Raw genomic sequence first — 15,097 nt, 5'->3', positions numbered from 1 at the left:
CCCCGGTGTTCGGCCGCAGGGCCACCCGGCCACCGCACGAGGTGGCTGATGACACGGCTGCGGGAGGTACCGAGTGATACTCGGCACATGGCAGCAACGGATCTTCACGCGCTCCTGAAGTCGCTCCGCGTCTGGTCCCCGGGGACCACGGAGCTACGGCCGTTCGACCCGGACTCGGCGCCCGATGCCCCGCTCCCTCTCTTCACCACGTGGTTCGCGGAGGCGGTGGCGGCCGGGCAGCCGGAGCCGCACACCGTGTCGCTGGCCACGTCGGACGAGGCGGGCCGGGCAGACGTGAGGATCGTGATGCTGCACGGCGCCGACGCGCACGGCTGGTCCTTCGCGTCCCACGTGACCAGCCGCAAGGGGCACCAGCTGACCGCCCACCCGTACGCGGCCCTGGCCTTCTACTGGCCGGTGCTGGGCCGCCAGGTCCGGCTCCGGGGCCCTGTCGCCGCGGCCCCGGCACGGGAGAGCCAGGCCGACCTGCACGCCCGCTCGACGGGCGCCCTGGCCGCGGCGCTCACCGGCCGCCAGAGCGGGCTCCTGTCCTCGCTGGAGGAGCTGCGGGAGGAGTCGGAGGCGGCCTGGGAACGCGCCCGCGCCGACCCGGCCGCCCTCTCCCCGACCTGGACCCTCTACCGCCTGCGCCCGCAGGAGGCGGAGTTCTTCCAGGGCGACCCGGACCGACGGCACGTCCGGCTCCGGTACGTCGCGCAGGCGGACGGCACCTGGCGGAAGGAGCTGCTGTGGCCCTGAGCGGCCGTCCTCACGGCCCCTTCTCCGCGAGGTCCGGGCACCGGGCGGCCGAGGGCCAGGAGGCGGCCGACCAGCGCCTCGGTCTCACCGGCCGTGAGGCGGGTGACGTTCAGGGCGTACGGCGGCGTGTGGAGCAGCGCCGCGCCCACGCTGCCGTCGCTCCGGGCCCCGCCCTGCGGGTGCGCACCGTCGTCTACGAGCGGGAGCTGCCGCACCTCAAGCACCTGGCGACGATGGGGCTGACGTACCAGCGGCGCCGGGCCCGGGAGGCGGGCTTCGACGACGCCCTGTTCGTGGGCCGGGACGGGTACGTGCCCGAGGGCTCGATCTGGAACGTCGCGTTCTGGGACGGGGAGCAGGTCGTGTGGCCCGAGGCCGCGGTACTTCCCGGCATCACCATGCAACTGCTGCAGGGCGGGTCGGCGAAGGCCGGTGTGCCGTGGTCGACCCGTCGCCTCACCACCGACGACCTGCCTTCGCTGCGCGCCGCCGCGGCGACCTACTCCCACTGCCCCGCCCAGCCGCTCGCCGCTGTCGACGACGTGCCCTTCCCCGGCGACGACACCGCCCTGACCGACGCGCTGTGCGCCGCCTGGGCCGAAGTCCCCTGGGATTCGATCTAGGACCCCAGGGCGGTTCCGGGGTCCGTCGCGAGGCGGGCGTGCAGGTGTACGTCACGGAAGGCGTCCTTCCGGCCCGCCTCGAACATCGCGCCCCGCAGTGTCCCCTCGTACCCGTAGGCGCACGTCAGGGCTATCCGGCAGGACGCGTCGTGGCCGAGGGCGTGCCCCAGTTCCAGGCGGTGGAGGCCCAGTTCGGCGAAGGCCCAGTCCGTCGCCAGGGCCAGGGCGTGCGTGGCGACCCGGCGGCCCCGCGCCTCCGGCAGCACCCAGTAGCCGACCCGGGCCGTCCGGAACGTCCGGTCGATCATGTTGATGCCGACATGGCCGAGGGTCGTACCGCTCTCCGCGTCCGCGATCCGGAACGGCTCGCACGTCTCGTCCGCCGCCTGGCTGCGCAGGACGGCGCGGGCACCCGCGAGGTCGGTCACCGGGGTGAGCGGGGTGTTCCAGCGGCGGAAGTCCGGGTCGCTACGGGCCCGCAGCCACGCCTCGACCTGCGCCTCCGCGTCCGGGTCCCAGCGGTCGAGCCGCAGACCGTGACCGTGCGGGGTGGCGTCGGGGCGACGGGCGGCGGGCTGTTCGTCGGTGAGGGCCATTGAACTATTGAAACGTGCGGGCCGGGCGAGGGCCCAGCGGGTTTCCGTACGTCGCGGGGCGGCCGTCCAGCGGGGTTCTGTGCATCGCCGGGCAGCTGTCCAGCGGGTTCCCGTGCAGCGCCCGGCAGCTGTCCAGCGGGTTCCCGTGCAGCGCCCGGCAGCGGTCCAGCGGGTTCCCGCGCGGCGCCCGGCAGCGGTCCGGTGGGGTTCCTTTGCGCGCGGCCCGGCCGGACTCAGTGCGCCGGTGCCGGGCGGAACACCGGTGCCCCCTCCCGGAAGGCGACCTCCAGTTCCAGTCCGGCGCGCAGGGTCTCCGGGTCGGCGGTCACCAGCTCCGTCATCATGCGCGGGCCCTCCGCGAGGTCGACCACGGCGGCCACGTACGGGACGCGGTCGCCGAACGGCGGGAGGTCGTTGCGGTGGACGACGGACCAGGTGTAGAGCGTCGCGCGGCCGGTCGCCCGCTCCCAGGTGACGTCCTCGCTCCAGCAGTGCGGGCAGAACTCCCGGGGGTAGTGGTGGGCCCGCCCGCAGGATCCGCAGCGGCGGAGCAGGAGCCGGCCCTCGGCCGCCGCCTCCCAGTAGGGGCGGGTGAAGGCGTCCGGTTCGGGGCGGTCGTATCGCGGGGACTGTGTGCGTATCCCGTCGGAACTCGTCGCATCCATGAATCTGACGTTACGTCAGAACCTGAAGCGCAGCCTAGACCCGATTGAGGAAAACCTGTGCATTTCCCATGGCCCTGTGGGTCCCCCATGAGATTCCGGCGAATTGTTGACGATTTTGTCGAGCCGAGAATACGTTCGCAGCCGCAAGGCCAAGGAGCCCGGATACGAGGAGCAGCAAGGTGAAGCACAGGGCAGTGAAGCGCAGGACCGTGGTCATGGGAATCGGCGCCACGGCCGGTGTCGCGGCAGTCGGCGGTATCGCCCTCAGCGCTCAGGCGTCGAGCAAGTCCTCCTCGTCCTCGGACTCCCTCAAGTTCGACGTGGACGCGTATTCGAAGCTGACGACGACGATCACGGACACCGAGGGCACCGAGCACAATGTGACATACCACTTCTGGAAGGCGATCACCTACGTCGCCAACCCGGTGGACGCCACCTACCAGTCCCTGATCGTCAGCGCCCCGGTCGAGATCGACGGCACGACGGTCGACCCGACGAACGCCCCGATCCTGCTCGCCAACTCGATCGGCGGCTACATGCCCTCCTCGGTGGCCGACGCCACCGCGGTCGGCGGCGGCGGTTCCGCGGCGGGCGGCGGCACCCCGCCGAGCGGCGCGGCCCCGAGCGGCGCGGCGCCCAGCTCCTCCACCGGCACGACCTCCAACGCCAACGGCAACACCAACGCCACCGGCGGCGCCACCTCCAGCAACCAACTGCTCGCGCTGGCCGCCGGGTACGTCGTGATCGAGCCCGGCGCCCGCGGCCGTACCCTCAAGAACTCCGACGGCGAGTACTACGGCACCGCCCCCGCGGCGATCGTCGACCTCAAGGCCGCCGTCCGGTACATCAGGGCGAACAAGGGCCTGATCCCGGGCGACGTCGAGCGAATCGTTTCTGCAGGCACCAGTGCGGGCGGCGCCCTCTCCTCGCTGCTGGGCGCGTCCGGCGACAGCCCGATCTACGACAAGTACCTGAAGGAGCTCGGCGCGGCCGACGCCTCGGACGCGATCTTCGCGGTCGGCGCCTGGTGCCCGATCACCGACCTGGAGCACGCCGACGGCGCCTACGAGTGGAACTGGGGCACCAACGACCTCTCCACCGGCAAGCAGGTCGACCAGAGCGTCTCCAAGGACCTGAAGGCCCAGTTCGCCGAGTACCAGGCGGGCCTGAAGCTGCGCGGCCTGGACGGTTTCGGCCCGCTGACCGCCCGCAACTACGACGACTACCTGGTCGAGCAGTACCTGCAACCGTCGGCCACCAAGTACCTCGCCGCGCTCTCGGACTCGGATCGCGAGACGTACCTGGCGAAGAACACCTTCATCACCTGGTCCGGCGGCAAGGCCACCTTCGCCTGGGACGACTTCCTCACCCACGTCGGCGCCCGCAAGAAGGACACCCCGGCCTTCGACGCCTTCGACCTGTCGGCCGGCGAGAACAATGAATTCGGAGCGGGTACCACCGAGACCCGCCACTTCACGGCGTACGGCGCGAAGAATGACTCCACCGGCCTCAGCACCAAGCGGGTCGCCGCCGACATCCCCGAGAAGCTGAACCTGATGAACCCGATGTTCCACCTGGTGGAGAAGGTCAACGACCGCCGTTCCAAGCACTGGTGGATCCGCCTCGGCACCAGCGACTCCGACACCTCGCACGTCATCTCCGCGAACCTGGCGGCCCGCCTGGACAACCTCGGTGACGACGTGAACCACCTCTACTACTGGGACGAGGGGCATGGCGCCAACACCGACCCGGGCGACTTCATCACCTGGATCGCCACGGTGACGAGCTACGGCAAGGGCAAGAAGGGCAAGCGGAATTAACAGGCTGCCGCGGAACTGACAGGCCGCCGCGGAAGTAAGAAGCTCTCACAATCGTGATGGCGCTCTCGAAGCCGCGATAACCTCCCGAACGCGGTGTCCTTTCCCGTCTGTCTAAGGACACCGCCCACCCGTGACGTCGGGCCCCAGCGCACCGGGGCCCGACGTCACGGGCCTTTCGCTTTCCGGACCGGTTTCCGGTCGGAATCCGGCCTGTTTCCGGCAGATGAGGTGGGCTACGTCACAAGTCCCACCCACTTCTCCTACGGGTGTGATCAATCCGCAACCAATTCCGGTCTTGACCGAGACCCATCAACGTGAAGCGTGATTACGCTCCCGCTCATGGCCGTGTTCTCCCCCACCGTTACGCCCGTCTACGTCATCGGCGCCGGCCCCGGAGGTCTCGCCGTCGCGTACGCGCTGCGGGCCCGGGGCATCCGTGCCGTGATCCTGGAGAAGTCCGACGACGTCGGCGCGTCCTGGCGCCGCCACTACGACCGTCTCCACCTGCACACCACCCGGCGCCTGTCCGCGCTCCCCGGGCTGCCCATGCCGCGCCGCTTCGGCCGCTGGGTCTCCCGCGACGACGTGGTGCGCTATCTGGAGAAGTACGCCGAGCACCACGAACTGGAGATCGTCACCGGCGTCGAGGTCTCCCGCGTGGAACGCTCCCCCGACGGCGACGGCTGGCTGCTGCACGCCTCCGGCGGACGGGAGCTGACCGGCTCCGCGGTGGTGGTCGCCACCGGCTTCAACCACACCCCGCGGATCCCCGACTGGCCGGGCCGGGACGGCTTCGGCGGCGAGTTCCTGCACGCCGGCGCGTACCGCAACGCCGAGCCCTTCGCCGGCCGGGACGTCCTCGTCGTCGGCCCCGGCAACACCGGCGCGGAGATAGCCGTCGACCTGACCGAGGGCGGCGCCTCGCGGGTGCGGCTGGCCGTCCGCACGGTCCCGCACATCGTGCGCCGCTCCGCCGCCGGCTGGGCCGCGCAGTACAACTCCATCCTGGTACGACGGCTGCCGACGGCCCTCGTGGACCGGCTGGCCCGCACGATGGCCAAGGTCAGCGTGCCCGACCTGGCCGCGCACGGCCTGCCCCGCCCCGACAGCGGCCTCTACAGCAGGGTGAAGCAGGGCTCCATCCCGATCCTGGACGTGGGCCTCATCGACGCGGTGCGGCAGGGGAAGGTCGAGATCGTGGCCGCGGTCGACGGTTTCGAGGACGGCAAGGTCCTCCTCGCCGACGGCACCCGTATCTCCCCCGACGCGGTGATCGCCGCGACCGGATACGTCCGCGCCCTGGAGGGCCTGGTCGGTCACCTCGACGTCCTCGACGGCCGCGGCCGGCCCGTCGCCCACGGCGCCCGCACCCCGAAGAACGCCCCCGGCCTCTACTTCACCGGCTACACCAACCCGATCAGCGGCATGTTCCGCGAGATGGCGCTCGACGCGGAGAAGATCGCGAAGGCGGTCGCCAAGCGTCGGCGGGCGGCGTAGGCCGAACCCCCTCGAAGGGCGTAGGGGACCTCAACCTCCTTACGTAGCAACCCTGTTGCGCATGTGACGCATGCGACGGGAGCTGTTTGTTACCGGCGGTAGCATCACGCGCGTGCCCGGACCAGAATGTGAGCCCTGCTCAACTTTCCGGCTCCACCCCTCTCGCCCAGCACGGAGGACGCACGTGGCACGTGAAAGACAGCTCTCCCACCGGCTCTCCCGCCGTTCCCTGCTCGGCGGTGCCGCCGCCGGGGCCGTCGGCCTCACCGCGGTCTCCGCGGGCACGGCGTCGGCCGCCGCGTCCCGGACCGTCGACGTCGCGATCGTCGGCGGCGGCATCGCCGGGCTCACCGCGGCCCGCGACCTGGTGGCCGGCGGCAAGACGGTGGCCGTCCTGGAGGCCCGGGACCGGGTCGGCGGCCGGGTGGTGAACCTGAAGCTGGCCAACGGCGGCTTCACCGAGGGCGGCGGCGAGTTCATCGGCCCCACCCAGAACCGCATCAAGGCCCTCGCCGACTCCCTCGGCGTGGCCACCTTCACCACCTACAACACGGGCGACAACCTCCTCTACAAGGACGGCAAGCGCACCCCGTACGACACCAGCGGCCTGCTCGGCTCGGTCCCGCCGGTGGACGCGGCCGGCCTCGCCAACGCGGCGATCGTGCAGTCCGAGCTGGACAGCATGGCCGCGCAGGTCCCGGTCGACACCCCCTGGACCGCCGCCAAGGCCGCCGAGTGGGACAAGCAGACCTTCGAGAGCTGGCTGAACGCCAACGCGATCGTGCCCTCCGCCAAGTTCCTGCTGGACCTGGCCTGCACGTCGATCTTCTCGGCCCAGCCCCGCGAACTCTCCCTGCTCTACGTCCTCTACTACATCGCCGCCGCCGGCGACGAGTCCCACGCCGGCACCCTGGAACGCCTCACCGACACCGCGGGCGGCGCCCAGGAGTCCCGTTTCGTCGGCGGCTCCCAGCAGGTCCCGATCAAGCTCGCCGCGACCCTCGGCGACCGGGTGGTGCTGAGCGCGCCGGTGCGCTCCATCGTCAAGTCCGGCAGCGCGTACGTCGTCACGGCCGACGGCATCACGGTCAACGCCACCCGGGTGGTCGTGGCCCTGCCGCCCCCGCTCGCCGCCCGCATCACCTACGACCCGCTGCTCCCGGCCGCCCGCGACCAGCTCACCCAGCGGATGCCGATGGGCTCGATCGGCAAGGCCATCGCCGTCTACGACACCCCGTTCTGGCGGGCCGACGGCCTCAACGGCCAGGCGGTCAGCGACTCCGGCGTGGTCCGCTCGACCTTCGACAACTCCCCGCCTGACGCCTCCTACGGCGCCCTGATGGGCTTCATCGAAGCCGATGAGATGCGGGCGTACGACGCGGCGAGCGAGGCCGACGTCAAGACCGCCGTTCTGGCCGACTACGCCAACTACTTCGGCGACAAGGCCAAATCCCCCACCTCCTTCGTGCTCCAGCGCTGGGACAATGAGGGCTTCTCGCGGGGCGGCCCGGTGGCCTACGCACCGCCCGGTGTGCTGACCGAGTACGGGGCCGCGCTGCGGCAGCCGGCGGGCGGCATCCACTGGGCCGGGACGGAGACGTCGACGTTCTGGACCGGGTTCATGGACGGGGCGGTGCGGTCGGGCGAGCGGGTGGCGAAGGAGGTGCTGGCCGCCCTCGGGTGAGGAGCTGCGAAGAGAGGACCGCTTCCGGCTTCAACTTCCTGCTCCAACTTTGCGTGCAGACCAGTTCCTGACGCAGTGTCAGTTCAGTAATCTGACACTGCGTCAGTTAATTGTGCTGTCACACAGGAGCGGGCGGAACGATGCTTGGATCAACCCACGGCACCCTCACCACCGACTCCCGCCGGGCCCGGGTCATCGCCTGCGGTGAGCAGCGTCCCGGTCCGGCCGTCCACGGCCGCGCGGCCGACACGGAGGAGCTGGACGTCAGCGGGCGGCCGCTGTACGCGGACGTACCGGATCTGGACAGGTTCTTCCGCCCCGAGTCCGTCGCCGTGATCGGCGCCTCGGACGCCGAGGGGCGGCCCAACACCGGCATCACCCGGCAGCTGCTCGACTGGGCCGGGCGGGTCGGGGCCCGGGTGCACCCGGTGCATCCGACCCGCCCGTCGGTCTTCGGCATCGCCTGCGTGCCCTCCGTCGCCGACCTGCCCGAGCAGGTCGACCTCGCGGTGCTCCTGGTCGCCGACCCGCTGCCGGTGATCGAGGAACTGGCCGAGGCCAAGGTGAAGTTCGCCGTGGCCTTCGCCTCCGGGTTCGCGGAGACCGGCGTCGAGGGCGCCGCGGCCCAGACCCGCCTTGCAGCGGCCGTACGACGGTCCGGGCTCCGGCTGCTGGGCCCGAACACCAACCTCAACGCCTTCGAGCGCTTCCGCGGCGACCTGGACGGCCCGGCGATCGCACTGATCACCCAGTCGGGACACCAGGGCCGACCGGTCTTCGCCGCACAGGAGCTGGGCATCCGCCTCTCGCACTGGGCGCCGACCGGCAACGAGGCCGACCTGGAGACCGCCGACTTCATCTCCTACTTCGCCGAGCGCCCCGAGGTCGGCGCCATCGCCTGCTACGTCGAGGGTCTCAAGGACGGCCGCGCCTTCCTGCTCGCCGCCGACCGCGCGGCCCGCCGCGGGGTGCCCGTGGTCGCCGTGAAGGTCGGCCGCACCGAGGCCGGCGCCCGCACCGCCGCCTCCCACACCGGCAAGCTGACCGGCGCGGACGACGTGGTCGACGCGGCGCTGCGGCAGTACGGGGTGATCCGCGTCGACGGCCTCGACGAACTCCAGGACACCGCCGCCCTGCTGGCCCGGGCCCGGGCGCCGCGCGCCGACGGGGTGGTCGTCTACTCGATCTCGGGCGGCACTGGCGCGCACGTCGCCGACCTGGCCGCCGGTCTGGGGCTGCAGCTGCCGGTGCTGTCGCAGGCGCGGCAGACCGAGCTGCACCAGTGGATACCCGAGTACCTGAGCGTGGCCAACCCGGTCGACAACGGCGGGCACCCGGTGGGCGACTGGCGCGGCCGGAAGATCATCGACTCGATCCTCGCCGACCCGGAGGTCGGGGTGCTGATCTGCCCGATCACCGGCCCCTTCCCGCCGCTCAGCGACAAGCTCGTCCAGGACCTGGTGGAGGCGGCCGAGGCGACCGACAAGCTGGTGTGCGTGGTGTGGGGTTCCCCGGTCGGCACCGAGGCCGCCTACCGCGACGTACTGCTCGGCTCCTCCCGGGTGGCCACCTTCCGCACGGTCGGCAACTGCCTCACCGCCGTCCGCGCCTACCTCGACCACCACCGCTTCGTGAGCGCCTACCGCTCCCCCTTCGACGAGGCCCCGCGCACCCCCTCGCCCTCCTACCGCAAGGCGCTCGCGCTGATGCGGCCCAGGCAGCAGCTGAGCGAGCACGCGGCGAAGCAGCTGCTGCGCGCGTACGGCATCCGGGTGCCGCGCGAGCAGCTGGTGACCAGCGCGGCGGCGGCCGTGCGCGCGGCCGGGCTGGTCGGCTACCCGGTGGTGATGAAGGCGTCCGGCGGCCAGATCGCCCACAAGACGGAGCTGGGCCTGGTGAAGATCGGGCTGACCTCGGCCAGCCAGGTACGGGACGCGTACCGCGACCTGACCGACATCGCGCGCTACGAGGGGGTCGCCCTGGACGGCGTGCTGGTCTGCCAGATGGTGGAGCGGGGCGTGGAGATGGTCGTCGGCGTGACCCACGACGACCTCTTCGGGCCGACCGTGACGGTGGGGCTCGGCGGGGTCCTGGTCGAGGTCCTGCACGACGCGGCCGTACGCGTGCCGCCGTTCGGCGAGGACCAGGCCCGGGACATGCTCGCGGAGCTGCGCGGGCGGGCCCTGCTGGACGGGGTCCGCGGCCGGCCGCCGGCCGATCTGGACGCCCTCGTCGAGGTGATCCTCCGCGTCCAGCGGATGGCGCTGGAACTCGGCGACCAGCTCGCGGAACTCGACATCAACCCGCTGATGGTGCTGGAGCAGGGACAGGGCGCGGTGGCGCTGGACGCGCTGGCGGTGTGCCGCTGATGGACACCGTCCGGTACGTGACGGCGGAGCGGGTCGCCCACCTCACCCTCGACCGCCCCGACGCACTCAACGCCATCACCCCCGACCAGCGGGAGCACATCATCCGCCTCCTCGCCGAGGCCTCGGCGGACCCGGAGACCGGAGCGGTGGTCATCACGGGCACCGGCCGCGGCTTCTGCGCGGGCGCCGACCTCCGCGGCACCCCCACGGGCGAGCGCGTACCGGGTGACGTGGCCCGCACCATCCGGCTCGGCGCCCAGCGGCTCGTCGCCGCCGTCCTCGACTGCGAGAAACCGGTGATCGCGGCGGTCAACGGCACCGCCGCCGGCCTCGGCGTCCACCTGGCGCTCGCCTGCGACCTGGTCCTGGCCGCCGAGTCGGCCCGTTTCATCGAGGTGTTCGTCCGCCGCGGCCTGGTCCCCGACGGCGGCGGCGCCTATCTCCTGCCCCGACTGATCGGCCCGCACCGCGCCAAGGAGCTGATGTTCTTCGGCGACGCCCTGTCCGCACCGGAGGCCGAACGCCTCGGCCTGGTCAACCGGGTCGTCCCGGACGCGGACCTGCCCAAGACGGCCCGCGACTGGGCCGCCCGCCTGGCCGCCGGCCCCACCCGCGCCCTCGCCCTCACCAAGCAGCTGGTCAACGCGTCCCTGGACACCGACCGGGCGTCCGCCTTCGCCGCCGAGGCAGCCGCCCAGGAGATCAACATGACGACCCGGGACGCCCAGGAGGGCGTACGGGCCTTCGTGGAGCGCAGGACCCCCGATTTCCGGGGCCGATGAGAGCGTTTCCAGACCGCTGCCGGCGATACCCGGGACGGCCGCACCCCTTCCCATCTGACGGCCCGTCACTTTCAATGGAGAGGTGATGGGACACGCAGGGGCGGCCGCTGCCGCCGTCCGTTATCTGAGGTCGGTGCCCGGGGCGCGGCCGGTGGAGGCGCTGCCGCGCCCGGAGTTGCGGTGCGTGCGCGCGGACGAGCGGGCGCCGGTCGACCCGACGGAGTTCCGGCGCGTGCTCGGCAACTTCGCGACCGGGGTGACCGTGATCACCGCACCGGCCGCCGAGGGCGAGCCCTCCCCCGCCGGTTTCGCCTGCCAGTCCTTCTCCTCCCTCTCCCTCGACCCGCCCCTGGTCTGCTTCATGGTCGGCCGTACGTCGGCCACCTGGCCGCGCATCGCCCGCGCCGGCGTCTTCTGCGTCAACGTCCTCGGCGCCGGCCAGGGCGAACTGTGCCGCGCCTTCGCGGTGAGCGGCGCGGACAAGTTCACCGGCGTGCCGTACGACGCGGCCCCGGTGTCCGGCTCCCCCCGGCTGGCGGACGCCGCCGCGTGGATCGACTGCACGGTCCACGCGGTGCACACGGGCGGCGACCACCTGATCGTGGTCGGGCGGGTGACCGCGCTGGGGGCGGCCGACGACCCGGACCGGGCACCGTTGCTGTTCCACCGGGGGCGCTTCCTGTAACTGATCAAGCGCCCTTGCGCGGCCTGCCTCTTTTCGGAGCAGCAGGACGCCACGACATCACTTCTTCGGCCGACAGGCCAAGGCGGGTGAGGTGTTCGGCATAGAGGCTGCCAAGAGGCTTCTCCCATGCTTTCGTGTGAGCAGCGTGTTCACCGCCGGGCTCCGTGATCGAGGGCAGTTGGTCCACGAGTGCCCTGAGCAGCGGCAGGGCTGATGCCGGACGGTGGGCGTGAGCATGGGAGTCGGTGTCGAGCAGGTCCAGTACGGCCAGGGCGCGCTCGTCCCCGCTCCAGCCCGCCCAGCCGATCGTCGTGGTGAGGGACAGCGGCGAGGCCGACGACGCGAACGACACGAAACGCTCGCTCGGCATGTCGTACTTCCCACGCCGTCTCCAGTAGGAGGGCCTGAGGAAGTCCGCCGACGTGAAGCGCGGCGGGACCGGGTGCGGCACCTCACCGCCGACGTACCCCTGGCCGTCGTCCCAGCGCTGCGCCTCCCACAACTCCTCCCACTGGCGCCGTTTGTCGAGACCGGATGCCTTGTACCGAAGCGGCGCGGCCTGGGGAACGTGCTCATCGGCAAGAAGGTCGAGGAGCACCTCGCCCACGTTTGCCGCTCCCAGCGAGTGCGACCGCGAGTAGAGCGTCGCCACAGAGACGAAGTCCTCGTCCTTGCTGAGCAGTTCGGCCAGTTTCCGGACCGTCAGAGTGACAGGACGGCTGCCCTGGACCGCGTGCTCGTACCACAGTCGCGACGACTCGCACCGGTCGAGCAGACGCTCCTTGAGGATGCCGTGGATCAGGACCTCCCAAGGCGGAGCGGCCCAGCGACGCTTGTACTCAGGCCTTTCCAGCAGAGCCAATACAGGGTTCTGCCGGATGGCGTGCACCCGCCGCTCCACCAGGTTCCGGTACGCCGAGGGCCAGTGCCCGGGAATGCCGGTGACCGGTGTCGTCGTGTGGCGGGTGAACCAATCGGACCGTTCCTCTCCCGCCGCGACCCGCCTTGCCAGCGCGATCTCGAACGCTCGCTCGCCCAGGGCGACACCGGGAACTTCTCCCCGAGCGGTCAGCTCCTCCTCTCCGACCAGGCCGTACAGGGCGTATACCCGCCAGTCGAGTTCCTCCTGGACTGCGACCATCCGGGACCGGACGGTGTGCCACCGCTCCCGGGCCCGGCCGAGGTACCGGTCGTCGAGTCGGGTGGCGGGATCGGCGATGTCCGCCAAGAGGTGCCCCGACTCGGCCGCCAACCGGTCCAGTTCCGCCGCTTCCGCATGCGGGAACGCCTCGGGAAGCGGTAGGTCGAGAAGTCGGGTGGAGGTGTACTCGTAGATCTTCTCCCAGGCTTCGCCGCCTCGGAGCTGACCGGTGCGCGGCTGCCCCTTGCTCTGGCTCATCTGCTTGAGCCAGAAGCAGACGGCCGAGCTGTTGAGCGCACCGAGCAGCCCGAGGTGGGAGTCCTCCGTCTCGCTTGGTGAGAGCTTGATCTCCGGTGCGGAATTCAGCGGGACGGCGGAGCCACGGAGAAGGGTGAAGTGAGGGTGGGTGGCCACCCAGGGGAACACGATCGACCACGGGTGTGTGTCCCAGCCGGAAGAGATCTGGTGCCAGTCGTACCACGGTGCCGTCTTCTTCGTACCCGGCCGTTCACGCAGCACCGTGCGGTAGGGCCACAGACGCCGGTGGTGTCCCGGGAGTCCGCGGATGTCGACAGGTGTCCCGTCGCTTCCGGTCCGCGGAAAGAACGCCACGAGAGTCGGGTCCGCCGACCAGTCCCGCACCTCGGATCCGGTCAGCACCGGGACGGTCGCGCTCTCCTCTGCCCCGGAGCGCCGGAAGGTGTCGGCGGCGGCGCAGAAGAGGTCGTCGGAGCCGGTGTTGGCGGCGTATCCGATGCGGACCGCACGGTCGCGGAGCCGTTGCCCCGTTTCCATCCGGCGCAGCGTTTCCCGGGCGTCCGTCGGGGTGAGGGTCCAAGGGAAGGCACGGAGCTGCTCGCGGTCCTGAGCGTAGGACTCCGCCCATTCGCTCGTCCCCCGGGGGGGCTCGAACGCCAGGCGACGCAGCGATCGCCAGACGGCGCCCTCGGCAGGCTCGACCGGCGCCTCAGGCTCGCCTCTGCGGCCGACGACAACATGCACGGGCAGCTCGGGATCGGGCACCCGATTGCGGCCCACGAGGACGACCGTAGGCGTGCCGTGTCCGGGGATGTAGGCCCCGGACGTGTCGATGACGTGGGAGATCTCGACTGTGGGGAAGAAGCGCTCGACGAGATTCCGTCCGAACTCGCGTTTCATGAAGGCGTTGGAGGTCAGCAGGCCCACCCGGCCCGCCGTCGCACCGGGCCGCGCGAGCCGGAAGGCGAGTTCGGTGAAGGGGACCGAGAGCGCGTAGGGACCGCTGCAGCTGTCGTAGGCGTCTCTGTAGGCCGCGAACAGGGCCTTGTCCTTAACCGTGACGTACGGCGGATTGGTCGTCACCACGTGATAGGAGGCCCGGTCGAGGAGTCCGTGGCGGTCGGCATACTCGGCGACGTCGGCCGCGGAGTCGACGTCCGACAACGTCGGTGCGCCTTGAGCTCCCGAACCGCCGCGCAGGAGGGAGTCGCCGGCCGCCACTACCAGTGGCAGATCCGGAACGTCGTCAATGCGCGGCTCCTGCGTGCTATTCATCGCGGCCAGCAGCAGACGGAATCGCGCGACAAGCACGGCGCACGGGTCGATGTCGCATCCATGCACGGATCTCAGCGCCCGCGCCGCGCGCTGCCAGGGACCCATCTCCGGCCTGAGCTCGGTCCACCGGCGAAAGAGCCGTTCGTATGCCCCGAGCAGGAACGCGCCCGTGCCGCAGGCTGGATCGACGAGCCGGAAGCCGGACAGCCTCGCCGCGTCGGACGCCTGCTCGGCGAGGGCCGGTTCGAGGGTGAGGTCGTGGACGAGATCGACGACGAACCGAGGTGTCGGCACCTGGCCGTACGACTGACGCGCGCCATGGTCCAGCGAGGAGTGGAGGTCCGCCAGAAAACTCGTGGACCGCGCCGCGTCCGTGAAGTCGTGTACCGGCGCGCCGTCGGGTTTCCTGCCGCGCCAGAAGTCGAGCAGTTCGGCGCATGCCCGAGCGCCCGGGCGCATCCCGCTCAGGAGGCTGCTGCCGCCTCCGAACACCATGCCCATGACGGGGTGATCACGGAACCGGTCGACGGCCTGCAGCACGGGGTCACCGGACGGCGCGTCCCCGGTGAGGGAGATGCCGAGCAGACCGTTGTCCTCGCAGAACCTGATCATCACGGTGACGAGCACCCAGGCCGTCGCGGTCCGGGACACCCGGTCGTCCCGCCAGGCGTTCCAGGTCCTCGCCGTCATTCCGCGGGTCCTGGCGGACTCGTACTCCGCTCGCCACCGCTGCACGGCCGGATCAGCCGGGGCTCGCGCCGCCAGATCCGCCCCTACGCGCGCGGTGAGCCGCATCAGGTCTGCGGTCAGGCCATGGTCGACAGGCATGAGCCCCTTTCTGGTCATTCCTCGCGCAATGCTCTGCGAGGGAACCCTATCACTGTGAGAGTGTCATAAATATTGGTGAGTGTTGGACTCACTGCTACGCTCCTCTTCGTTGGTC

Annotated in this window: 11 protein-coding genes; 8 read left to right on the top strand and 3 right to left on the bottom strand. The window is 71.2% G+C overall.

The window, feature by feature from the left end; genetic code table 11:
* Window positions 1-87: 87 nt before the first annotated feature.
* Both ACFWPS_RS43485 and ACFWPS_RS43480 read left to right on the top strand, forming a co-directional pair.
* Window positions 88-759 (top strand): pyridoxal 5'-phosphate synthase, encoded by a 672-nt coding sequence (locus ACFWPS_RS43485; RefSeq protein WP_383716799.1) that lies wholly within the window; start codon window positions 88-90, stop codon window positions 757-759.
* Complete coding sequence (locus ACFWPS_RS43480; RefSeq protein ID WP_383716796.1) at window positions 750-1,382, top strand: aminotransferase class IV; 633 nt, start codon at window positions 750-752, stop codon at window positions 1,380-1,382. The genes ACFWPS_RS43485 and ACFWPS_RS43480 overlap by 10 nt, the downstream gene beginning before the upstream one ends.
* On the opposite strand, the gene ACFWPS_RS43475 is transcribed toward ACFWPS_RS43480, so the two are convergent.
* Entirely contained in the window at window positions 1,379-1,978 is a 600-nt protein-coding gene (locus tag ACFWPS_RS43475; RefSeq protein WP_383716793.1) for a GNAT family N-acetyltransferase, read from the bottom strand. The two genes, ACFWPS_RS43480 and ACFWPS_RS43475, sit on opposite strands and share 4 nt — an antisense overlap.
* A 233-nt stretch (window positions 1,979-2,211) precedes the next feature.
* Complete coding sequence (locus ACFWPS_RS43470) at window positions 2,212-2,643, bottom strand: Zn-ribbon domain-containing OB-fold protein (RefSeq protein WP_383716790.1); 432 nt, start codon at window positions 2,641-2,643, stop codon at window positions 2,212-2,214.
* Window positions 2,644-2,858: 215 nt separating this feature from the next.
* Between ACFWPS_RS43470 and ACFWPS_RS43465 the strand changes: the two genes are divergently transcribed.
* The 6 genes from ACFWPS_RS43465 to ACFWPS_RS43440 all read left to right on the top strand — a co-directional run bounded on the left by ACFWPS_RS43465 (window position 2,859) and on the right by ACFWPS_RS43440 (window position 11,480).
* On the top strand, window positions 2,859-4,463 hold the full coding sequence (locus ACFWPS_RS43465) for a subtype B tannase (RefSeq protein WP_383716841.1): 1,605 nt from the start codon (window positions 2,859-2,861) through the stop codon (window positions 4,461-4,463).
* A 339-nt stretch (window positions 4,464-4,802) separates the two neighbouring features.
* The gene (locus tag ACFWPS_RS43460) at window positions 4,803-5,960 is read left to right on the top strand and encodes a flavin-containing monooxygenase (protein WP_383716787.1); all 1,158 of its coding nucleotides are present in this window, start codon (window positions 4,803-4,805) and stop codon (window positions 5,958-5,960) included.
* 184 nt (window positions 5,961-6,144) lie between these two features.
* A complete protein-coding gene (locus ACFWPS_RS43455) occupies window positions 6,145-7,644 on the top strand; it encodes a flavin monoamine oxidase family protein (protein ID WP_383716784.1) in 1,500 nt (499 codons plus the stop codon).
* Window positions 7,645-7,784: 140 nt separating this feature from the next.
* Window positions 7,785-10,013 carry an acetate--CoA ligase family protein gene (locus ACFWPS_RS43450; protein ID WP_383716781.1) on the top strand — a complete coding sequence of 743 codons (2,229 nt, stop codon included), beginning with the start codon at window positions 7,785-7,787 and terminating at the stop codon, window positions 10,011-10,013.
* Window positions 10,013-10,795, top strand: coding sequence for an enoyl-CoA hydratase/isomerase family protein (locus ACFWPS_RS43445; RefSeq protein WP_383716779.1), 783 nt, complete (start codon window positions 10,013-10,015; stop codon window positions 10,793-10,795). The genes ACFWPS_RS43450 and ACFWPS_RS43445 overlap by 1 nt, the downstream gene beginning before the upstream one ends.
* 85 nt (window positions 10,796-10,880) lie before the next feature.
* Entirely contained in the window at window positions 10,881-11,480 is a 600-nt protein-coding gene (locus ACFWPS_RS43440) for a flavin reductase family protein (RefSeq protein WP_383716776.1), read from the top strand.
* A gap of 4 nt (window positions 11,481-11,484) precedes the next feature.
* Here ACFWPS_RS43440 and pglX read toward each other — a convergent pair whose 3' ends face one another.
* Window positions 11,485-14,982, bottom strand: a complete 3,498-nt coding sequence (pglX, locus tag ACFWPS_RS43435) for a BREX-2 system adenine-specific DNA-methyltransferase PglX (protein ID WP_383716774.1) — start codon at window positions 14,980-14,982, stop codon at window positions 11,485-11,487.
* Between the last annotated feature and the right edge of the window lie 115 nt (window positions 14,983-15,097).

The organism is Streptomyces sp. NPDC058457, from assembly GCF_042720695.1.
Taxonomy (GTDB): Bacteria; Actinomycetota; Actinomycetes; order Streptomycetales; family Streptomycetaceae; genus Streptomyces.
Note: the sequence above shows the minus strand (reverse complement) of the source record. Positions and strands in the feature narration are given on the sequence as shown.